At 61.0% G+C, this 16,376-nt stretch carries 19 protein-coding genes; 14 read left to right on the top strand and 5 right to left on the bottom strand.

The window, feature by feature from the left end:
* Positions 1-48: 48 nt before the first annotated feature.
* A complete protein-coding gene (locus tag U5A08_RS03970) occupies positions 49-339 on the bottom strand; it encodes a DUF3565 domain-containing protein (RefSeq protein ID WP_321850424.1) in 291 nt (96 codons plus the stop codon).
* Here U5A08_RS03970 and U5A08_RS03975 point away from each other — a divergent pair.
* Positions 338-823: an FKBP-type peptidyl-prolyl cis-trans isomerase gene (locus U5A08_RS03975; protein ID WP_017845493.1), complete on the top strand. Its 486-nt coding sequence runs from the start codon at positions 338-340 to the stop codon at positions 821-823. The two genes, U5A08_RS03970 and U5A08_RS03975, sit on opposite strands and share 2 nt — an antisense overlap.
* A 164-nt stretch (positions 824-987) precedes the next feature.
* Here U5A08_RS03975 and rpsT read toward each other — a convergent pair whose 3' ends face one another.
* The gene (gene rpsT, locus U5A08_RS03980; RefSeq protein ID WP_003215870.1) at positions 988-1,266 is read right to left on the bottom strand and encodes a 30S ribosomal protein S20; all 279 of its coding nucleotides are present in this window, start codon (positions 1,264-1,266) and stop codon (positions 988-990) included.
* Positions 1,267-1,519: 253 nt separating this feature from the next.
* Here rpsT and murJ point away from each other — a divergent pair, with 253 nt between their 5' ends.
* From murJ to ispH, 6 genes are all read left to right on the top strand, one after another.
* Complete coding sequence (gene murJ, locus U5A08_RS03985) at positions 1,520-3,058, top strand: murein biosynthesis integral membrane protein MurJ (protein WP_321850427.1); 1,539 nt, start codon at positions 1,520-1,522, stop codon at positions 3,056-3,058.
* 120 nt (positions 3,059-3,178) lie between these two features.
* The gene (ribF, locus tag U5A08_RS03990; RefSeq protein WP_017845491.1) at positions 3,179-4,117 is read left to right on the top strand and encodes a bifunctional riboflavin kinase/FAD synthetase; all 939 of its coding nucleotides are present in this window, start codon (positions 3,179-3,181) and stop codon (positions 4,115-4,117) included.
* A 14-nt stretch (positions 4,118-4,131) separates the two neighbouring features.
* A complete protein-coding gene (ileS, locus tag U5A08_RS03995) occupies positions 4,132-6,963 on the top strand; it encodes an isoleucine--tRNA ligase (protein WP_321850430.1) in 2,832 nt (943 codons plus the stop codon).
* A complete protein-coding gene (gene lspA, locus U5A08_RS04000) occupies positions 6,956-7,465 on the top strand; it encodes a signal peptidase II (RefSeq protein ID WP_247396698.1) in 510 nt (169 codons plus the stop codon). Before ileS ends, lspA begins: the two co-directional genes overlap by 8 nt.
* Positions 7,466-7,472: 7 nt before the next feature.
* A complete protein-coding gene (locus U5A08_RS04005; RefSeq protein WP_247396717.1) occupies positions 7,473-7,910 on the top strand; it encodes an FKBP-type peptidyl-prolyl cis-trans isomerase in 438 nt (145 codons plus the stop codon).
* A gap of 137 nt (positions 7,911-8,047) precedes the next feature.
* A complete protein-coding gene (gene ispH / locus U5A08_RS04010; protein ID WP_247396697.1) occupies positions 8,048-8,995 on the top strand; it encodes a 4-hydroxy-3-methylbut-2-enyl diphosphate reductase in 948 nt (315 codons plus the stop codon).
* Here the strand turns inward: ispH and U5A08_RS04015 are convergent.
* On the bottom strand, positions 8,949-9,530 hold the full coding sequence (locus tag U5A08_RS04015; protein WP_321850433.1) for a GspH/FimT family pseudopilin: 582 nt from the start codon (positions 9,528-9,530) through the stop codon (positions 8,949-8,951). The two genes, ispH and U5A08_RS04015, sit on opposite strands and share 47 nt — an antisense overlap.
* 205 nt (positions 9,531-9,735) lie before the next feature.
* Here U5A08_RS04015 and pilV point away from each other — a divergent pair, with 205 nt between their 5' ends.
* From pilV to thiO, 5 genes are all read left to right on the top strand, one after another.
* Positions 9,736-10,221, top strand: a complete 486-nt coding sequence (pilV, locus tag U5A08_RS04020; protein ID WP_321850434.1) for a type IV pilus modification protein PilV — start codon at positions 9,736-9,738, stop codon at positions 10,219-10,221.
* Positions 10,218-10,925: a PilW family protein gene (locus U5A08_RS04025; RefSeq protein WP_321850436.1), complete on the top strand. Its 708-nt coding sequence runs from the start codon at positions 10,218-10,220 to the stop codon at positions 10,923-10,925. The genes pilV and U5A08_RS04025 overlap by 4 nt, the downstream gene beginning before the upstream one ends.
* 7 nt (positions 10,926-10,932) lie before the next feature.
* A complete protein-coding gene (locus U5A08_RS04030; RefSeq protein ID WP_253393344.1) occupies positions 10,933-11,463 on the top strand; it encodes a pilus assembly PilX family protein in 531 nt (176 codons plus the stop codon).
* Between the two features lie 11 nt (positions 11,464-11,474).
* Complete coding sequence (locus tag U5A08_RS04035; RefSeq protein WP_282598504.1) at positions 11,475-11,876, top strand: type IV pilin protein; 402 nt, start codon at positions 11,475-11,477, stop codon at positions 11,874-11,876.
* A 62-nt stretch (positions 11,877-11,938) separates the two neighbouring features.
* Positions 11,939-13,048, top strand: coding sequence for a glycine oxidase ThiO (gene thiO / locus U5A08_RS04040; protein WP_321850439.1), 1,110 nt, complete (start codon positions 11,939-11,941; stop codon positions 13,046-13,048).
* Here thiO and U5A08_RS04045 read toward each other — a convergent pair.
* Entirely contained in the window at positions 13,035-13,268 is a 234-nt protein-coding gene (locus tag U5A08_RS04045) for a PP0621 family protein (protein ID WP_253393346.1), read from the bottom strand. The two genes, thiO and U5A08_RS04045, sit on opposite strands and share 14 nt — an antisense overlap.
* A gap of 126 nt (positions 13,269-13,394) precedes the next feature.
* Positions 13,395-14,420: an outer membrane protein assembly factor BamD gene (locus tag U5A08_RS04050; RefSeq protein ID WP_247396683.1), complete on the bottom strand. Its 1,026-nt coding sequence runs from the start codon at positions 14,418-14,420 to the stop codon at positions 13,395-13,397.
* Positions 14,421-14,569: 149 nt separating this feature from the next.
* Here U5A08_RS04050 and rluD point away from each other — a divergent pair, with 149 nt between their 5' ends.
* A complete protein-coding gene (rluD, locus tag U5A08_RS04055; RefSeq protein ID WP_253393347.1) occupies positions 14,570-15,532 on the top strand; it encodes a 23S rRNA pseudouridine(1911/1915/1917) synthase RluD in 963 nt (320 codons plus the stop codon).
* Positions 15,529-16,254: a peptidoglycan editing factor PgeF gene (gene pgeF / locus U5A08_RS04060; protein WP_253393348.1), complete on the top strand. Its 726-nt coding sequence runs from the start codon at positions 15,529-15,531 to the stop codon at positions 16,252-16,254. The genes rluD and pgeF overlap by 4 nt, the downstream gene beginning before the upstream one ends.
* Positions 16,255-16,376: the final 122 nt, after the last annotated feature.

Genomic DNA, 16,376 nt, shown 5'->3' on the forward strand with positions numbered 1-16,376 from the left:
GCGCTCTATGGTTGAGTGCCTACCGGGAATCAGGCGCCAAGGTTATCGTTATTCGCGCTCCTGCGCACACCAGCCGCAGGCAAAGGGCTGGCCTATTTTTTCCAGGCGGTGTGCGGGGTCGAGTACCCAGGCGCGCGACTGCCAGGGCGGCTGGTGGCGCAGGTGTTGGGTGTGGCCGCAGGACAGCTCGGCAACCCAGTGCCGGTCGTCGTCCTGGTGGAATCCGAGGATGACGGCGACCGTTGATCGACCCCGTCCGTCCGGGTTCTGTTCGCTTTCGGGCAAATCCTTGTTTAGACTTGTCCGTTCTTCATTCTTATGCAAAAGGTCTCGCCCCATGACGATCGCCGCTAACAAGGCTGTCTCCATCGACTATACCCTGACCAACGACGCTGGTGAGGTCATCGACAGCTCAGCCGGCGGCGCGCCGCTGGTCTACCTGCAAGGCGCAGGCAACATTATCCCGGGCCTGGAAAACGCCCTGGTCGGCAAGAGCGTCGGTGATGAACTGACCGTTGTCGTAGAGCCTGAAAATGCTTACGGCGAATACTCCGCCGAACTGGTCAGCACCCTGAGCCGCAGCATGTTCGAAGGTGTCGACGAACTGGAAGTGGGCATGCAGTTCCACGCTTCCGCGCCGGACGGCCAAATGCAGATCGTCACCATCCGTGATCTGGACGGCGACGACGTCACCGTCGACGGTAACCACCCTCTGGCAGGCCAGCGCCTGAACTTCCAAGTGAAGATCGTGGCCATCCGCGACGCTTCCCAGGAAGAAGTCGCTCACGGCCACGTGCACGGTGAAGGCGGTCATCACCATTGATCGATGTTTTGATCAGGTGGTAGCCAAAACGCCCCGACTGGTTCGGGGCGTTTTTTTGTGCGTGCAATAAAGATGTATGGCACCCAAACAAAAATGCCCCGGACCTTTCGGTATGGGGCATTTCTTAACTGTTACGCAGGTAAACCTGCGTGGCAGTTTATCGCTTAGGCTGCAGCAGCAAGGTTCAGAGCCTTGATGTGGCCATTCAGACGACCTTTATGGCGAGCAGCTTTGTTCTTGTGGATGATGCCTTTATCGGCCATACGGTCGATAACTGGCACAGCCAGAACGTAAGCAGCTTGAGCTTTTTCAGCGTCTTTTGCGTCAATGGCCTTAACTACATTCTTGATGTAGGTACGAACCATGGAACGCAGGCTGGCGTTGTGGCTGCGACGCTTCTCAGCCTGTTTTGCACGTTTTTTGGCGGAAGGTGTGTTGGCCACCGTCGAGCTCCTCGAAAGACTTTTTAGGAAATAGCAAACAAAATAGGCCGCGAATCATGCCGATGAGTTGATGGGTTGTCAAGGGCGGTTGATGCGAACTGCTGAGTGGTCGATCTGAAGAGGCGGGTGATTTATTTCCGGCGCTTGACCTGTAAACTCGCGAGCTTTGGCGCTGTGCTGTTGCAGGCGCGCAGTATCGCATAAGTAGGCGCGTAGTTCGCCTGCTCTTTATCTATAGGCGCAAACTCTTTCAATGAATCTGCTCAAATCGTTGGCTGCCGTCAGCTCGATCACGATGATCTCCCGGGTTTTGGGGTTTGTACGTGACACCCTGTTGGCGCGCATTTTTGGCGCCAGCATGGCCACGGACGCGTTCTTTATTGCCTTTAAATTGCCCAACCTGTTGCGGCGGATCTTCGCCGAGGGCGCATTTTCCCAGGCGTTCGTGCCGATTCTGGCGGAATACAAGACGCAGCAGGGCGAGGAGGCGACCCGCACATTTATCGCCTACGTCTCGGGCCTGCTGACCCTGGTGCTGATGCTGGTGACCCTGGTCGGCATGCTCGCCGCGCCCTGGGTGATCTGGGCCACGGCGCCCGGGTTTGCCAATACGCCGGAAAAATTCGCGCTGACCACTGATCTGCTGCGGGTGACTTTCCCCTACATATTGCTGATTTCCCTGTCATCCCTGGCTGGCGCCATCCTCAATACCTGGAACCGTTTCTCGGTGCCGGCATTCGTGCCGACCCTGCTTAACGTCAGCATGATTATTTTCGCGCTGTTCCTCACGCCCTACTTCGATCCGCCGGTCATGGCCCTGGGCTGGGCGGTATTGGCCGGTGGCCTGGCGCAATTGCTCTACCAATTGCCGCACCTGAAAAAGATCGGCATGCTCGTGTTGCCGCGCCTGAACCTCAAGGACACCGGCGTCTGGCGCGTGATGCGCAATATGCTGCCGGCGATCCTCGGGGTGTCGGTCAGCCAGATTTCCCTGATCATCAACACAGCGTTTGCGTCGCTGCTGGTGTCCGGTTCGGTGTCGTGGATGTACTACGCCGATCGCTTGATGGAGCTGCCGTCCGGCGTCCTCGGCGTGGCCCTGGGCACGATTTTGCTGCCGACGCTGGCGCGTACCTACGCGAGCAAGGACCGCCATGAATACTCGCGCATTCTCGATTGGGGTTTGCGCCTGTGCTTCGTGCTGGTGTTGCCGTGTTCCCTGGCGCTGGGAATCCTGGCTGAGCCACTGACGGTGTCGCTATTCCAGTACGGGCAATTCAGCGCGCACGATGCCTTGATGACCCAACATGCGCTGATCGCCTACTCCGTCGGTCTGCTTGGCATCATCGTGATCAAAGTGCTGGCGCCGGGTTTCTACGCTCAGCAAAACATCCGCACGCCGGTGAAGATCGCGATCTTCACGCTGATCGTCACGCAATTGCTCAACTTGGTGTTTATCGGTCCGCTGGCGCATGCCGGCCTGGCCTTGGCCATCAGCGCCGGTGCCTGCATCAATGCCGGCCTGCTGTTTTACCAACTGCGCAAACAGCAGATGTTCCAGCCGCAACCGGGCTGGGGGATGTTTGCCCTCAAGCTGCTGGTGGCGGTGGCGATGATGTCGGCGGTATTGCTGGGCTTGATGCACTTCATGCCGGCCTGGGATCAAGGCCATATGCTCGAGCGTTTCCTGCGCCTGGGCGTGCTGGTGGTGGCGGGCGTGGTGGTGTACTTCGGCATGTTGCTGCTGCAAGGTTTCCGCCTGCGGGATTTCAATCGCAAGACGCTGGGTTAGAGGGTTTGCCGCGATAAAACCGGTGTTTTATCGATTCCATCCGTTTTGCCCTGCGCTGTTGCCTGTGATCCGGGGCCGGGTGTGGTTATAATCGACCACTTTATGAGCAAGAAGCGCGTTATGCAGCTGGTTCGAGGTCTCCACAACCTGCGCCCCCAGCATCGGGGCTGCGTCGCCACTATTGGCAACTTTGACGGTGTACACCGTGGCCACCAGGCTATCCTGGCCCGGCTGCGCGAGCGTGCGGTCGAGTTGGGCGTGCCCAGCTGCGTGGTGATTTTTGAGCCACAGCCGCGGGAATTCTTTACCCCGGAAACGGCACCGGCGCGCCTGGCCCGCTTGCGCGACAAGCTGCAACTGTTGGCGGAGGAGGGCGTGGACCGTGTGCTGTGCCTGGCCTTCAACCAGCGTTTGCGCAGCCTCAGCGCCGCCGAGTTCGTCGACCGTATCCTGGTGGATGGCTTGGGCGTGCAGCATCTGGAGGTCGGCGACGACTTCCGTTTTGGGTGTGACCGGGTCGGCGATTTCGATTTTCTGCAACACGCTGGCGTGACCCAGGGTTTTACCGTCGAAGCCGCGCAAACCGTCGAACTGGACGGCCTGCGCGTGAGCAGTACCCAGGTGCGTAATGCCCTGGCTGCCGCCGACTTCGCCTTGGCCGAGCGTTTGCTCGGTCGTCCGTTCCGCATTGCCGGACGGGTATTGCACGGCCAGAAGCTGGCGCGCCAACTGGGCACGCCAACCGCTAACGTGCAGCTCAAGCGCCGTCGTGTGCCGCTGACCGGGGTTTACCTGGTGAGTGTCGACATCGACGGCCAATCGTGGCCGGGAGTCGCCAATATAGGCGTCAGGCCCACGGTTGCAGGTGATGGCAAGGCCCACCTGGAAGTTCACCTTTTGGATTTTGCCGGTGATCTGTATGACCGGCGTTTGACGGTGGTTTTCCACCAAAAGCTGCGTGAAGAGCAGCGTTTCGCCTCCCTTGAGGCGTTGAAAACGGCGATCAATGCGGATGTCGCCGCCGCCCGTGCCCTAGCCGCACCTAGCGCCCATCGCTAACCGAAGAGCCTTAAATGACCGACTATAAAGCCACGCTAAACCTTCCGGACACCGCCTTCCCAATGAAGGCCGGCCTGCCACAGCGCGAACCGCAGATCCTGCAGCGCTGGGACAGTATTGGCCTGTACGGAAAGTTGCGCGAGATTGGCAAGGATCGTCCGAAATTCGTCCTGCACGACGGCCCTCCTTATGCCAACGGCACGATTCACATCGGTCATGCGCTGAACAAGATTCTCAAGGACATGATCGTCCGCTCGAAGACCCTGTCGGGTTTCGACGCGCCGTATGTCCCGGGTTGGGATTGCCACGGCCTGCCGATCGAACACAAAGTCGAAGTGACCCACGGCAAGAACCTGGGCGCCGATAAAACCCGCGAACTGTGCCGTGCCTACGCCACCGAGCAGATCGAAGGGCAGAAGTCCGAGTTCATCCGCCTGGGCGTCCTGGGCGACTGGGCCAACCCCTACAAGACCATGGATTTCAAGAACGAGGCCGGTGAAATCCGCGCCTTGGCCGAAATCGTCAAGGGCGGTTTCGTGTTCAAGGGCCTCAAGCCCGTGAACTGGTGCTTTGACTGCGGTTCGGCCCTGGCTGAAGCGGAAGTCGAGTACGAAGACAAGAAGTCCTCGACCATCGACGTGGCCTTCCCGATCGCCGACGACGCCAAGCTGGCCGCGGCCTTTGGCCTGGCAAGCCTGGCCAAGCCAGCCGCCATCGTGATCTGGACCACCACCCCGTGGACCATCCCCGCCAACCAGGCGCTGAACGTCCACCCGGAATTCACCTACGCCCTGGTGGATGTTGGTGATCGCCTGCTGGTGCTGGCCGAAGAGATGGTTGAAGCCTGCCTGGCGCGTTACGCGCTGGAAGGTTCGGTGATCGCCACCACCACCGGTTCCGCGCTGGAACTGATCAACTTCCGTCACCCGTTCTACGACCGCCTGTCGCCGGTGTACCTGGCTGACTACGTTGAACTGGGCGCCGGCACCGGCATCGTTCACTCCGCTCCTGCTTACGGCGTAGACGACTTCGTGACCTGCAAAGCCTATGGCATGGTCAACGACGACATTTTGAACCCGGTGCAGAGCAACGGTGTTTATGCGCCGTCCCTGGAGTTCTTCGGCGGCCAGTTCATCTTCAAGGCCAACCAGCCGATCATCGACAAGCTGTCGGAAGTCGGCGCGCTGTTGCACACCGAGACCATCAGCCACAGCTACATGCACTGCTGGCGCCACAAGACCCCGCTGATCTACCGCGCCACCGCGCAGTGGTTCATCGGTATGGATAAAGAACCGGCCAGTGGCGAAACCCTGCGTAACCGCGCGATCAAAGCCATCGAGGACACCAAGTTCGTCCCGGCCTGGGGCCAAGCGCGCCTGCACTCGATGATCGCCAACCGTCCGGACTGGTGCATCTCCCGCCAGCGCAACTGGGGCGTGCCGATCCCGTTCTTCCTTAACAAGGAAAGCGGCGAGCTGCACCCGCGTACCGTCGAACTGATGGAAGTCGTGGCCCAGCGCGTTGAGCAGGAAGGCATCGAAGCCTGGTTCAAGCTGGACGCCGCCGAGCTGTTGGGCGCCGAAGCGCCGCTGTACGACAAGATCAGCGACACCCTTGATGTGTGGTTCGACTCCGGCACCACCCATTGGCACGTGCTGCGCGGTTCGCACCCGATGGGTCACGAAACCGGCCCGCGCGCCGACCTGTACCTGGAAGGTTCGGACCAGCACCGTGGCTGGTTCCACTCGTCGCTTTTGACCGGTTGCGCCATCGACGACCACGCACCGTACCGCGAACTGCTGACCCACGGTTTCACCGTCGACGAAAACGGCCGCAAGATGTCCAAGTCCCTGGGCAACGTGATCGCGCCGCAAAAGGTCAACGACACCCTGGGCGCCGATATCATGCGCCTGTGGGTCGCCTCGACCGATTATTCGGGCGAGATGGCCGTGTCGGAGCAGATCCTGCAGCGCAGCGCCGATGCCTACCGTCGTATCCGTAATACCGCACGCTTCATGCTGTCGAACCTGACCGGTTTCAACCCGGCCACCGACATCCTGCCGGCCGAGGACATGCTCGCCCTGGACCGTTGGGCCGTGGACCGTACCCTGTTGCTGCAACGCGAGTTGCAGGAGCACTACGGTGAATACCGCTTCTGGAACGTCTATTCGAAGATTCACAACTTCTGCGTGCAGGAGCTGGGCGGTTTCTACCTCGACATCATCAAGGACCGCCAGTACACCACCGGCGCCAACAGCAAGGCGCGCCGCTCGGCGCAGACCGCGCTGTATCACATCTCCGAAGCGTTGGTGCGCTGGATCGCGCCGATCCTGGCCTTCACCGCCGACGAACTGTGGGAATACCTGCCGGGCGAGCGCAACGAGTCCGTGATGCTCAACACCTGGTACGAAGGCCTGACCGAACTGCCGGCCGACTTCGAACTGGGCCGCGCATACTGGGAAGGCGTGATGGCGGTGAAAGTGGCCGTGAACAAGGAGCTGGAAGTCCAGCGTGCGGCCAAAGCCGTCGGTGGCAACCTGCAAGCCGAAGTCACCCTGTTTGCCGAGGAAGGCCTGAGCGCCGACCTGGCCAAGCTGAGCAACGAACTGCGCTTCGTGCTGATCACCTCCACCGCGAGCCTGGCGCCATTCGCCCAGGCCCCGGCGGACGCCGTGGCTACCGAGGTGCCTGGCCTCAAGCTCAAAGTCGTCAAGTCGGCCTTCCCTAAGTGCGCCCGTTGCTGGCACTGCCGTGAAGATGTCGGCGTGAACCCTGAGCATCCGGAAATCTGCGGTCGTTGCGTCGACAACATCAGCGGTGCCGGTGAGGTTCGTCACTATGCCTAACGCCAGTCGTTTCGGACGTCTTGGCTGGCTCGTATTGAGCGTGCTGGTCCTGGTCATCGACCAGGTCAGCAAGGCTCACTTCGAGGGCACCCTGGAGATGTTCCAGCAAATCGTGGTGATCCCGGATTACTTCAGTTGGACCCTGGCCTATAACACCGGCGCGGCGTTCAGCTTCCTTGCCGATGGCGGCGGCTGGCAGCGCTGGTTGTTCGCCCTGATCGCCGTGGTGGTCAGTGCGGTGCTGGTGGTCTGGCTCAAGCGCCTGGGGCGCGATGACACCTGGCTGGCCATCGCCTTGGCACTGGTGCTGGGCGGCGCGCTGGGCAACCTGTACGACCGCATCGCCTTGGGCCATGTGATCGATTTCATTCTGGTGCATTGGCAGAATCGCCATTACTTCCCGGCGTTCAATTTTGCTGACAGCGCCATCACCGTCGGTGCAATCATGCTGGCACTCGATATGTTCAAAAGTAAGAAAACCGGAGAGACCGTTCATGACTGATCAGGTATTGGCTGAACAACGCATCGGCCAGAACACGGAAGTCACCTTGCATTTCGCATTGCGCCTGGAGAATGGCGACACGGTCGACAGCACGTTCGACAAATCCCCGGCAACCTTCAAGGTGGGCGACGGCAACCTGCTGCCGGGTTTTGAAGCGGCCCTGTTCGGCTTCAAGGCGGGCGACAAGCGCACCCTGCAGATCCTGCCGGAAAACGCCTTTGGCCAGCCCAACCCGCAGAACGTACAGATCATCCCGCGTTCACAGTTCCAGGACATGGACCTGTCGGAAGGCCTGCTGGTGATTTTTAACGATGCGGCGAATACCGAGCTGCCGGGTGTGGTCAAAGCCTTCGATGATGCGCAAGTGACCATCGACTTCAACCACCCGTTGTCCGGTAAAACCTTGACGTTTGACGTAGAAATCTTCGACGTTAAAGCGCTCTAACTGACAGAACCGGCTCCTGCGGGCGCTGGCTTGTGTGGGAGCTGGCTTGCCTGCGATGGCATCACCTCGGTGTACCTGATACACCGAGTCGACCGCATCGCAGGCAAGCCAGCTCCCACAAAGACACGAGGCACAGCATGCAAATCAAACTCGCCAACCCCCGTGGCTTCTGCGCCGGCGTGGACCGGGCGATCGAAATCGTCAACCGCGCCCTGGAAGTCTTCGGGCCGCCGATTTACGTGCGCCATGAAGTCGTCCACAACAAATTCGTGGTCGAAGACTTGCGCGCTCGCGGCGCCATCTTTGTCGAAGAACTCGACCAGGTGCCGGACGACGTCATCGTAATCTTCAGTGCCCATGGTGTATCCCAGGCTGTACGTACCGAAGCGGCAGGCCGTGGCCTGAAAGTGTTCGATGCCACCTGCCCGTTGGTCACCAAGGTGCATATCGAGGTCGCGCGCTACAGCCGCGATGGCCGTGAATGCATCCTGATCGGCCACGCCGGCCACCCGGAAGTCGAAGGCACCATGGGCCAGTACGACGGCGGCAACGGTGGCGCGATCTACCTGGTGGAAGACGAGAAAGACGTCGCCAACTTGCAGGTACACAACCCGGAGCGTTTGGCCTTCGTCACCCAGACCACCTTGTCCATGGATGACACCAGCCGGGTGATCGATGCCCTGCGCACACGCTTCCCAGCGATTGGCGGCCCGCGCAAGGACGACATCTGCTACGCCACGCAAAACCGCCAGGATGCGGTCAAGCAACTGGCCGATGAATGTGATGTGGTGCTGGTCGTCGGCAGCCCTAACAGTTCCAACTCCAACCGCCTGCGTGAACTGGCTGAACGCATGGCCACGCCGGCGTACCTGATCGACGGCGCCGAGGACATGCAGCGCAGCTGGTTCGATGGCGTCGAGCGTATCGGCATCACGGCGGGCGCCTCGGCGCCGGAAGTCCTGGTGCGCGGTGTGATCCAACAGTTGCAGGCCTGGGGTGCCACAGGTGCCGATGAGTTGGCCGGTCGTGAGGAGAACATCACTTTCTCCATGCCCAAGGAGCTGCGGGTTCGTTCGCTGCTCTGAGTCCCAGGGTGTTGAGCGAGCCTCGGCATAATGCCTGCTCGGTTTTATCTCGGCGCAGGCTGATGCGCCCGCTGGGGGCCAGCACCACTTGAAACAGGCTTTGTGCCTGGTCCGTGGCGCATACATGCACGGTGCCAGCACGAAAGCCCCCGCCAGCAAAGACCGGCTCGCCCAGCCCGCTGAAGCGTACCTGGCTCCTGACCGGTCCATTGCCCACGATCTGCACGCGCCCATTGTCCTGGTGCTCCAGCAGCACGGGATTATCGTCGTCCAGATGGCCGCGCCCGTTCAGATCCACGATCACCCGCCAGCCCCGGCTCCAATCATCGTCCACGGCATGCATGACTACCGCCCGGTTGCGCGCGATGGCTTCGGTGCGCGCATAGCGCAGGCCGCCAGCCAACGACTGGGCAGCGCTTTGTCGCTGCTGGGATTCCAGCAAACCCTTGAAACTGGGTACCGCCAGTTGCGCAAGGATGCCGCTCAGGATAAGCCCGAGCAGTAGTTCGATCAGGGTGAAACCTCGCTGTGTCATGTGCCGTCCCTCCGTGGACGTGATGGATACTCAGATGGCATGCCTAGGTATAGCGTCCGGCTCGTGGTGTTGAATGCTGGCCTTTATGTCCAAAGTATTTCCCTTTGTTCCGGGAGCAGCGCAGGCCAAAAACCGGCGCTAGTCTTGGGCCGCACAGCAGGTTTTTCCTGCTTTTTTCCGGCCTTCGACAGGGATGACGACGGTAATGCTTGCTTGCCCGACTGCCTTTTTTCGACCTTTAACTTCCCGCCACCAAACCGGCATGACCCTGATCGAGGTGGTGGTGGCGGTGCTGATTCTCGTGATCGGCCTGTTGGGGGTCGCGGTGGTCCAGCTCAATGCGCTCAAGTACACCGACAGCTCGCGGATGACCAGCCAGGCGAGCTTTATCGCCTACGACATGCTGGACCGCATTCGCGCCAACTCCGGCGCCGACTACTCGTGGGCGCGAAGCGAGCGCGCACCACCATTCACGTCGACGGCCAGTGTGCGTGACCTCGACCTGCACGATTTCGAGGCCAACATCCTCGGTTTCGCCGGCGACAGCGGCAGTGGCTCGGTGGTCGTTCGTGCCAATGAAGTGATCGTCAGCATCAGTTGGGATGACGCCAGGGGGGCAAAAAACGCTGGGGCGAGGGAAACATTCACACTCACCAGTCGCGTCGCCGACGAATCGCAGGTGGTGCAATGAAGCGACGGGAGCAGGGTTTCAGCTTGCTGGAGTTGCTGCTGGCATTGACGCTTGGGCTAGTGCTGAGCCTCGGGGTCAGCCAAGTCGCCATCAGCGCTCGAACGACCCATGCCAGCCAGCAGGCCGCCATGCTGCTGCAGGATGATGCGCGGTTTGCGCTCGGCAAACTGATTCAGGACATTCGCCTGGCGGGCATGTTGGGTTGCCTGGATACGGCATTGATCGAAGGTGCGCCGTTGGCCTTCGAACGGCCCATCAGTTGGAGTGTCGCGGGCGCTTCAAGGTCGCTGACCCTGGTTAGCGCAGAGGTCGGCGCGGACGGCGGCAAGCCGGATTGGACTGTGTTGTCCGACTGCACCGGTTCTGCCCACGCTTATGCTGGCATCCCACCCCCTGCTGCGCCGGGGCAGATACGCTTTGCGATACGTCAGCTTACCTACACCTTCGAGGCCGGCCAGTTGAAAGTCAGCACCCCGGCAGCCCCGGCCAAGACAGTACTGGTGGACAACGTGCAGGCGTTCGAGATCAGTTTCGGCGTGGCGGCCAAGCCTGATTCGACACATGTGGTGCGCTATGACCCTGGCCCTGCCGACGAATCGCTGATACGCAGTGTGCGCATCCTGTTGACGCTGCAAGACCCGGCAGGGTTGGTGAAGGCGCAAACCTGGAGCGTGGTTGCGGCGCTGCGTAACCGGCTGGGGTAGAGCGACCATGACGCTGTTTCGCATTGTTGAACGACGGCAGGCGGGCATGGTGCTGCTGATCAGTCTGGTGTTCCTGTTGTTGCTATCGATGATCGGATTGTCTTCGATGCAAGGTGCGGTGTCCCAGCAGAAGGTCGCCAGCAGTGTCTGGCACCGTAACCAGTCGCTGCAAAGTGCCGAAAGTGGCCTGAGGCTGGGGGAGGCGAGTGTGCGTCAGGCCGGTGGTGCGCGGCCTGTGTGCTCGTCGATCATCACCTGTGCGCCGCCGCGCGAATCGTCTTCGGTGATAAGTCCTGGAACCCATCCCGTTTCGACGGTGAACTGGGTTGCCATGAGCGGCGGTCTCTACGCTGTTCAAGCGCTCGGGCCGGCGGTGGGGCTGGTTCACTTGCCCCCGCAGATGCCGGCAATGGTGTATCGGGTCACGGCGGTGGGGTTCAGTGGCCAGTCGCGCACGGTGCTGGAGGCCATGTATGCACGGGTGGACGAAGGCGGGCGCTCGCGGTTTCGGCGAGTGATGTGGCGACAACTTTATTAAGGAGCAGTGCAATGGGCATGGATAGCCAGGGTTTTACGTTGATTGAATTACTGATCGCCGTAGCGATCATCGCTGTGCTGGCCGGTATCGCTTATCCGGGGTATGTCGGCCATGTAAACAAGGCCTACCGCGCGGAAATTGTCGTGCTGTTGACCGAGCACGCTCAGCATCTGGAGCGGTATTACACGAAGAACGGCAGTTATATTGATGCAAGCGGCGTCAGCGTTGGCAATGATCGCTATAGAATCACTGCAGTATTGAACCCTCAGGATTTCAGCCTGCTGGCCACACCTGGCGTCGACTCTGTCATGGCGGGCGACGCTTGCGGGGCATTCAGCCTGACCAGTTCCGGTGTGCGAACCAATCCGGGAGCGGCGCCGGGAATGTCACGCAAGGCGTGCTGGGGGCAGTGATGGGTGTGCTGAATGAGTGGGCGCCGAGTGCGCTTTTCCCTTTTTATCGGCTGGATCAAATGATGGCTAAGCAACAGCGAGTGGTGGTTGTCGGTGGCGGAGTAATCGGCTTGTTGACGGCGTTCAATCTGGCGACCCAGGGGCAGGCGGTTGTATTGCTGGAGCGCTCGGGGCTCGGGCAGGAGTCCTCGTGGGCAGGTGGCGGCATTGTCTCGCCCCTGTATCCGTGGCGCTACAGCCCGGCGGTCACGGCTTTGGCCCATTGGTCCCAGGACTTTTATCCACAACTGGCCGAGCGCTTGTTTGCTGATACCGGCGTTGACCCGCAGGTTCACACCACCGGCCTCTACTGGCTGGACCTGGAAGATGAAGCCGACGCCCTGGCCTGGGCCGCGCGCGAAGGGCGACCGTTGAGCAAGGTGGCTGTGTCGGCCGTCCATGATGCGGTTCCGGTGCTCGGCGGTGGCTACTCCCAGGCGATCTACATGGAAAATGTGGCGAATGTGCGCAACCCGCGCCTGATCAAATCCCTCAAGGCGGCGCTGTTGGCGCTCCCTGGCGTGACGGTTCACGAGCAGTGCGAAGTTGACGGGTTTGTGTTGGACGGCGACAACGTCGTCGGGGTGAATACGCCCACTGGGCCGGTTCTTGGTGATCAGGTCGTGCTTGCGGCGGGTGCCTGGAGTGGAGAATTGCTGGGCAAACTGGGATTGTCACTGCCGGTTGAGCCGGTCAAAGGCCAGATGATTCTGTACAAATGCGCCTCGGATTTTCTGTCGAGCATGGTCCTGGCCAAGGGACGTTATGCGATCCCCCGGCGTGACGGGCACATTCTGATTGGCAGTACCCTGGAACATGAAGGGTTCGACAAGACGCCGACCGAGTCGGCGCTGGAGAGCCTGAAGGCTTCGGCCGTGGAGTTGATTCCCGCCTTGGCGGATGCCGAGGTGGTGGGCCATTGGGCGGGCCTGCGGCCAGGCTCGCCGGAAGGTATTCCCTACATCGGCCCGGTCCCTGGTTTCAACGGGCTGTGGCTCAATTGCGGGCATTATCGCAACGGCCTCGTGCTGGCACCGGCGTCCTGCCAATTATTCGCCGATTTGCTGCTGGAGCGCACGCCGATCATCGACCCGGCACCCTATGCGCCGGCAGGTCGGATCAACGCTGGATAGCTTTCGGCCCTTGCTCCAGATGCGCCTGGGTGCAGTACCATTCTTGCCGTGAGCTCAGTGCTCGGTCCTGCGGCAGATGCACGCCGCAGTGAGCGCAGCGCACCATCGGCGTGGCGTCGGGTTCGCCGGAGCGCTGCTGTTTGATGGCCGGGTTTTTGAATTTGCGCCAGAACCATACCGCGGCAGCAATGACGGCAATCCAGAACAGTAGACGAACCATGATGGGTAGTTTCTCGACAAGGAATGCGCCAGTTTAGCCAAGGACGTGGCAGGCGCACAGCGCAATAATGCTTGCGCATAAAAAAGGGAGCCCCGAAGGGCTCCCTTTTTACGTTGCGTCGAATGATCAGTCGAACACGCCGAAGGTCATGTAGCTGAACCACGAGCGGTCCTGGTTGTTGCCCAGGGCTTGCGGCGCTTCCTCTTCGATCACATCGCCATTTTCATCATGGGGCTTTAGGTCCGCAGGGATGGCTTCCTTGGCGTCCTGGAACTGCTTGACCACGTCCTGGTTGGCGCGGGTTTCTCCCGGCGGCAGCGGTGGACGGGACTCGATCAGGCCCAGGGTGTACTTGCTCAGCCACGAACGGTTGTCGGCTTCGGCAACCTGAGGCACGAACTGGCCGTCTTTCAGGCTAGGGTGGTCCGGGTAGTTGAGCTTCAGGGTTTCCAGGCTGGTGGTCGCCAGGGCGTCCAGGTGCAGGCGCTGGTAAGCCTCGGTCATCACCGCCAGGCCGTCACCCACGGAAGGGGTTTCCTGGAAGTTTTCCACGACATAACGGCCGCGGTTGGCAGCGGCCACGTAGGCCTGACGGGTCAGGTAGTAATGGGCTACGTGGATTTCGTAGGCGGCCAGCAGGTTGCGCAGGTAGATCATGCGCTGCTTGGCGTCCGGCGCGTAGCGGCTGTTGGGGTAGCGGCTGGTCAGCTGGGCGAACTCGTTGTAGGAGTCGCGGGCAGCGCCCGGGTCACGCTTGGTCATGTCCAGCGGCAGGAAGCGCGCCAGCAGGCCCACGTCCTGGTCGAACGAGGTCAGGCCCTTGAGGTAGTAGGCGTAGTCCACGTTCGGGTGCTGCGGGTGCAGGCGGATAAAACGCTCGGCGGCGGACTTGGCAGCTTCCGGCTCGGCGTTCTTGTAGTTGGCGTAGATCAGCTCGAGCTGGGCCTGGTCGGCATAGCGCCCGAACGGATAGCGCGACTCCAGGGCCTTCAGCTTGGCTGTGGCGCTGGTGTAGCTATTATTGTCCAAGTCTTTTTGAGCTTGTTGATACAGCTCGACTTCGCTCAGGTTTTCGTCGACGACTTCCTTTGTTGACGAGCAAGCAGCAGTCATGGCGAGGATGGCGATCAGCAGCAGGTGTTTCACTTGCATGGCGGCTTGCGTCCCTATGACGGCCGCTGTCTTGGGCGGGGCCGTCCTGTTATGATGAGCGCCCCGTTGAAAGCATCGGGGCAAAAGACGCCGTATTTAACCACAAGCGCGCAGCCGAAACCAAAGGCTGTGCCACGCCTAGTCTGAGCATGTCCGATAAAATTGAACTTCGCGCAGAGGTGCCGTCCGAATTGGGCGGCCAACGCCTCGATCAAGTCGCCGCACAATTATTCGCTGAGCACTCGCGCTCGCGCCTTTCCGCCTGGATCAAAGACGGCCGCCTGACTGTGGATGGAGCGGTTATCCGCCCGCGAGACATAGTCCATGGCGGTGCGATTCTTGAGCTGACTGCCGAGCAGGAAGCCCAGGGAGAATGGGTCGCCCAGGACATCGAGCTGGACATCGTCTATGAAGACGACGACATCCTGGTCATCAACAAACCCGCAGGCCTGGTGGTACACCCGGCGGCCGGGCACGCTGATGGCACCTTGCTCAATGCCCTGTTGCACCACGTGCCGGACATCATCAATGTCCCGCGCTGCGGCATCGTACACCGCCTGGACAAGGACACGACCGGCTTGATGGTGGTGGCCAAGACCATTCAAGCCCAGACGCAGCTGGTTACACAGTTGCAGAGCCGCAGCGTCAGCCGGATCTACGAGTGCATCGTGATCGGCGTCGTGGTGGCGGGTGGCAAAATCAACGCGCCTATCGGCCGGCACGGCCAGCAGCGCCAGCGTATGGCGGTGATGGAAGGCGGCAAACAGGCCGTTAGCCACTACCGTGTGCTGGAGCGTTTCCGCTCCCACACCCATGTGCGGGTCAAGCTGGAAACCGGCCGTACCCACCAGATTCGCGTACACATGGCGCACATCAACTTCCCGTTGGTCGGAGATCCTGCCTACGGTGGTCGCTTCCGTATTCCGCCAGCGGCCAGTGCCACCATGGTTGAATCGCTGAAATCCTTCCCGCGCCAGGCGCTGCATGCGCGTTTCCTGGAGCTGGATCATCCGACGAGCGGTAAGCGGATGAGCTGGGAATCGCCTCTGCCGGACGATCTGGTCTGGTTGCTGTCGCTGCTCAAGCAGGATCGCGAGGCATTTGTCGGGTGAGTGACTGGCTGATTCCTGACTGGCCCGCGCCGGCTCAGGTCAAGGCCTGCGTCACTACCCGTGCGGGCGGCGTCAGCCTGGCGCCGTTCGACAGCCTCAACCTGGGCGATCACGTCGAGGACAGCCCTGAGGCTGTGCTTGAGAATCGCCGTCGCCTCACCGAAGCCTTTCATATCCAGCCGGCCTGGCTGCGCCAAGTCCACGGAGTAAGCGTGGTCGAAGCCGACCCCGGGCGTATTGCCGAAGCCGATGGCAGTTGGACCAGTACGCCGGGCATCGCCTGCACCTCCATGACTGCTGATTGCTTGCCTGCGCTGTTCTGCAACCGCGCCGGCACGCGCGTCGCCGCTGCTCATGCGGGTTGGCGTGGCTTGGCCGCAGGCGTGCTCGAAGCCGCAGTCGAAAGCCTGGAAACCGAGCCTGCTGACGTATTGGTCTGGTTGGGCCCGGCCATTGGCCCGCAAGCCTTCGAAGTCGGCCCGGAAGTGCGGGAAGCATTCGTGCAGCAACTGCCGAGCACCGCCCAAGCCTTTGTGCCCAGCCGCAATCCCGGCAAGTTCATGGCCGACATCTACCAACTGGCTCGTCTGCGCCTGGCCGCACGCGGTATCACCGCCGTTTACGGCGGCGGGTACTGCACCGTGAGCGATCCGCGCTTTTTTTCTTACCGTCGCAGTCCACGCACGGGTCGGTTCGCCTCCCTTATTTGGCTGGAGCGCTAGACTCTTCTGATCTACGTCAACTGTCCGACGCTTGAATCTCCCAGAATCGACCACATCTATAGGGCTATCTGGCAGGTTTCTTCATTTAGGATGTGTTTGTAGCTCCGGCCTGCTCAAAAGGA

Origin of the sequence: Pseudomonas paraveronii, from assembly GCF_963681955.1 — a bacterium.
GTDB classification, from domain to species: Bacteria; Pseudomonadota; Gammaproteobacteria; order Pseudomonadales; family Pseudomonadaceae; genus Aquipseudomonas; species Aquipseudomonas paraveronii.

Coding starts and splice junctions, on each gene's coding strand:
- U5A08_RS03975 (WP_017845493.1), top strand. CDS start 338: ATGACGATCGCCGCTAACAAGGCTGTCTCCATCGACTATACCCTGACC.
- U5A08_RS03970 (WP_321850424.1), bottom strand. CDS start 339: ATGGGGCGAGACCTTTTGCATAAGAATGAAGAACGGACAAGTCTAAAC.
- murJ (WP_321850427.1), top strand. CDS start 1,520: ATGAATCTGCTCAAATCGTTGGCTGCCGTCAGCTCGATCACGATGATC.
- ribF (WP_017845491.1), top strand. CDS start 3,179: ATGCAGCTGGTTCGAGGTCTCCACAACCTGCGCCCCCAGCATCGGGGC.
- ileS (WP_321850430.1), top strand. CDS start 4,132: ATGACCGACTATAAAGCCACGCTAAACCTTCCGGACACCGCCTTCCCA.
- lspA (WP_247396698.1), top strand. CDS start 6,956: ATGCCTAACGCCAGTCGTTTCGGACGTCTTGGCTGGCTCGTATTGAGC.
- ispH (WP_247396697.1), top strand. CDS start 8,048: ATGCAAATCAAACTCGCCAACCCCCGTGGCTTCTGCGCCGGCGTGGAC.
- U5A08_RS04015 (WP_321850433.1), bottom strand. CDS start 9,530: ATGACACAGCGAGGTTTCACCCTGATCGAACTACTGCTCGGGCTTATC.
- pilV (WP_321850434.1), top strand. CDS start 9,736: ATGCTTGCTTGCCCGACTGCCTTTTTTCGACCTTTAACTTCCCGCCAC.
- U5A08_RS04025 (WP_321850436.1), top strand. CDS start 10,218: ATGAAGCGACGGGAGCAGGGTTTCAGCTTGCTGGAGTTGCTGCTGGCA.
- U5A08_RS04030 (WP_253393344.1), top strand. CDS start 10,933: ATGACGCTGTTTCGCATTGTTGAACGACGGCAGGCGGGCATGGTGCTG.
- U5A08_RS04035 (WP_282598504.1), top strand. CDS start 11,475: ATGGGCATGGATAGCCAGGGTTTTACGTTGATTGAATTACTGATCGCC.
- thiO (WP_321850439.1), top strand. CDS start 11,939: ATGGCTAAGCAACAGCGAGTGGTGGTTGTCGGTGGCGGAGTAATCGGC.
- U5A08_RS04045 (WP_253393346.1), bottom strand. CDS start 13,268: ATGGTTCGTCTACTGTTCTGGATTGCCGTCATTGCTGCCGCGGTATGG.
- U5A08_RS04050 (WP_247396683.1), bottom strand. CDS start 14,420: ATGCAAGTGAAACACCTGCTGCTGATCGCCATCCTCGCCATGACTGCT.
- rluD (WP_253393347.1), top strand. CDS start 14,570: ATGTCCGATAAAATTGAACTTCGCGCAGAGGTGCCGTCCGAATTGGGC.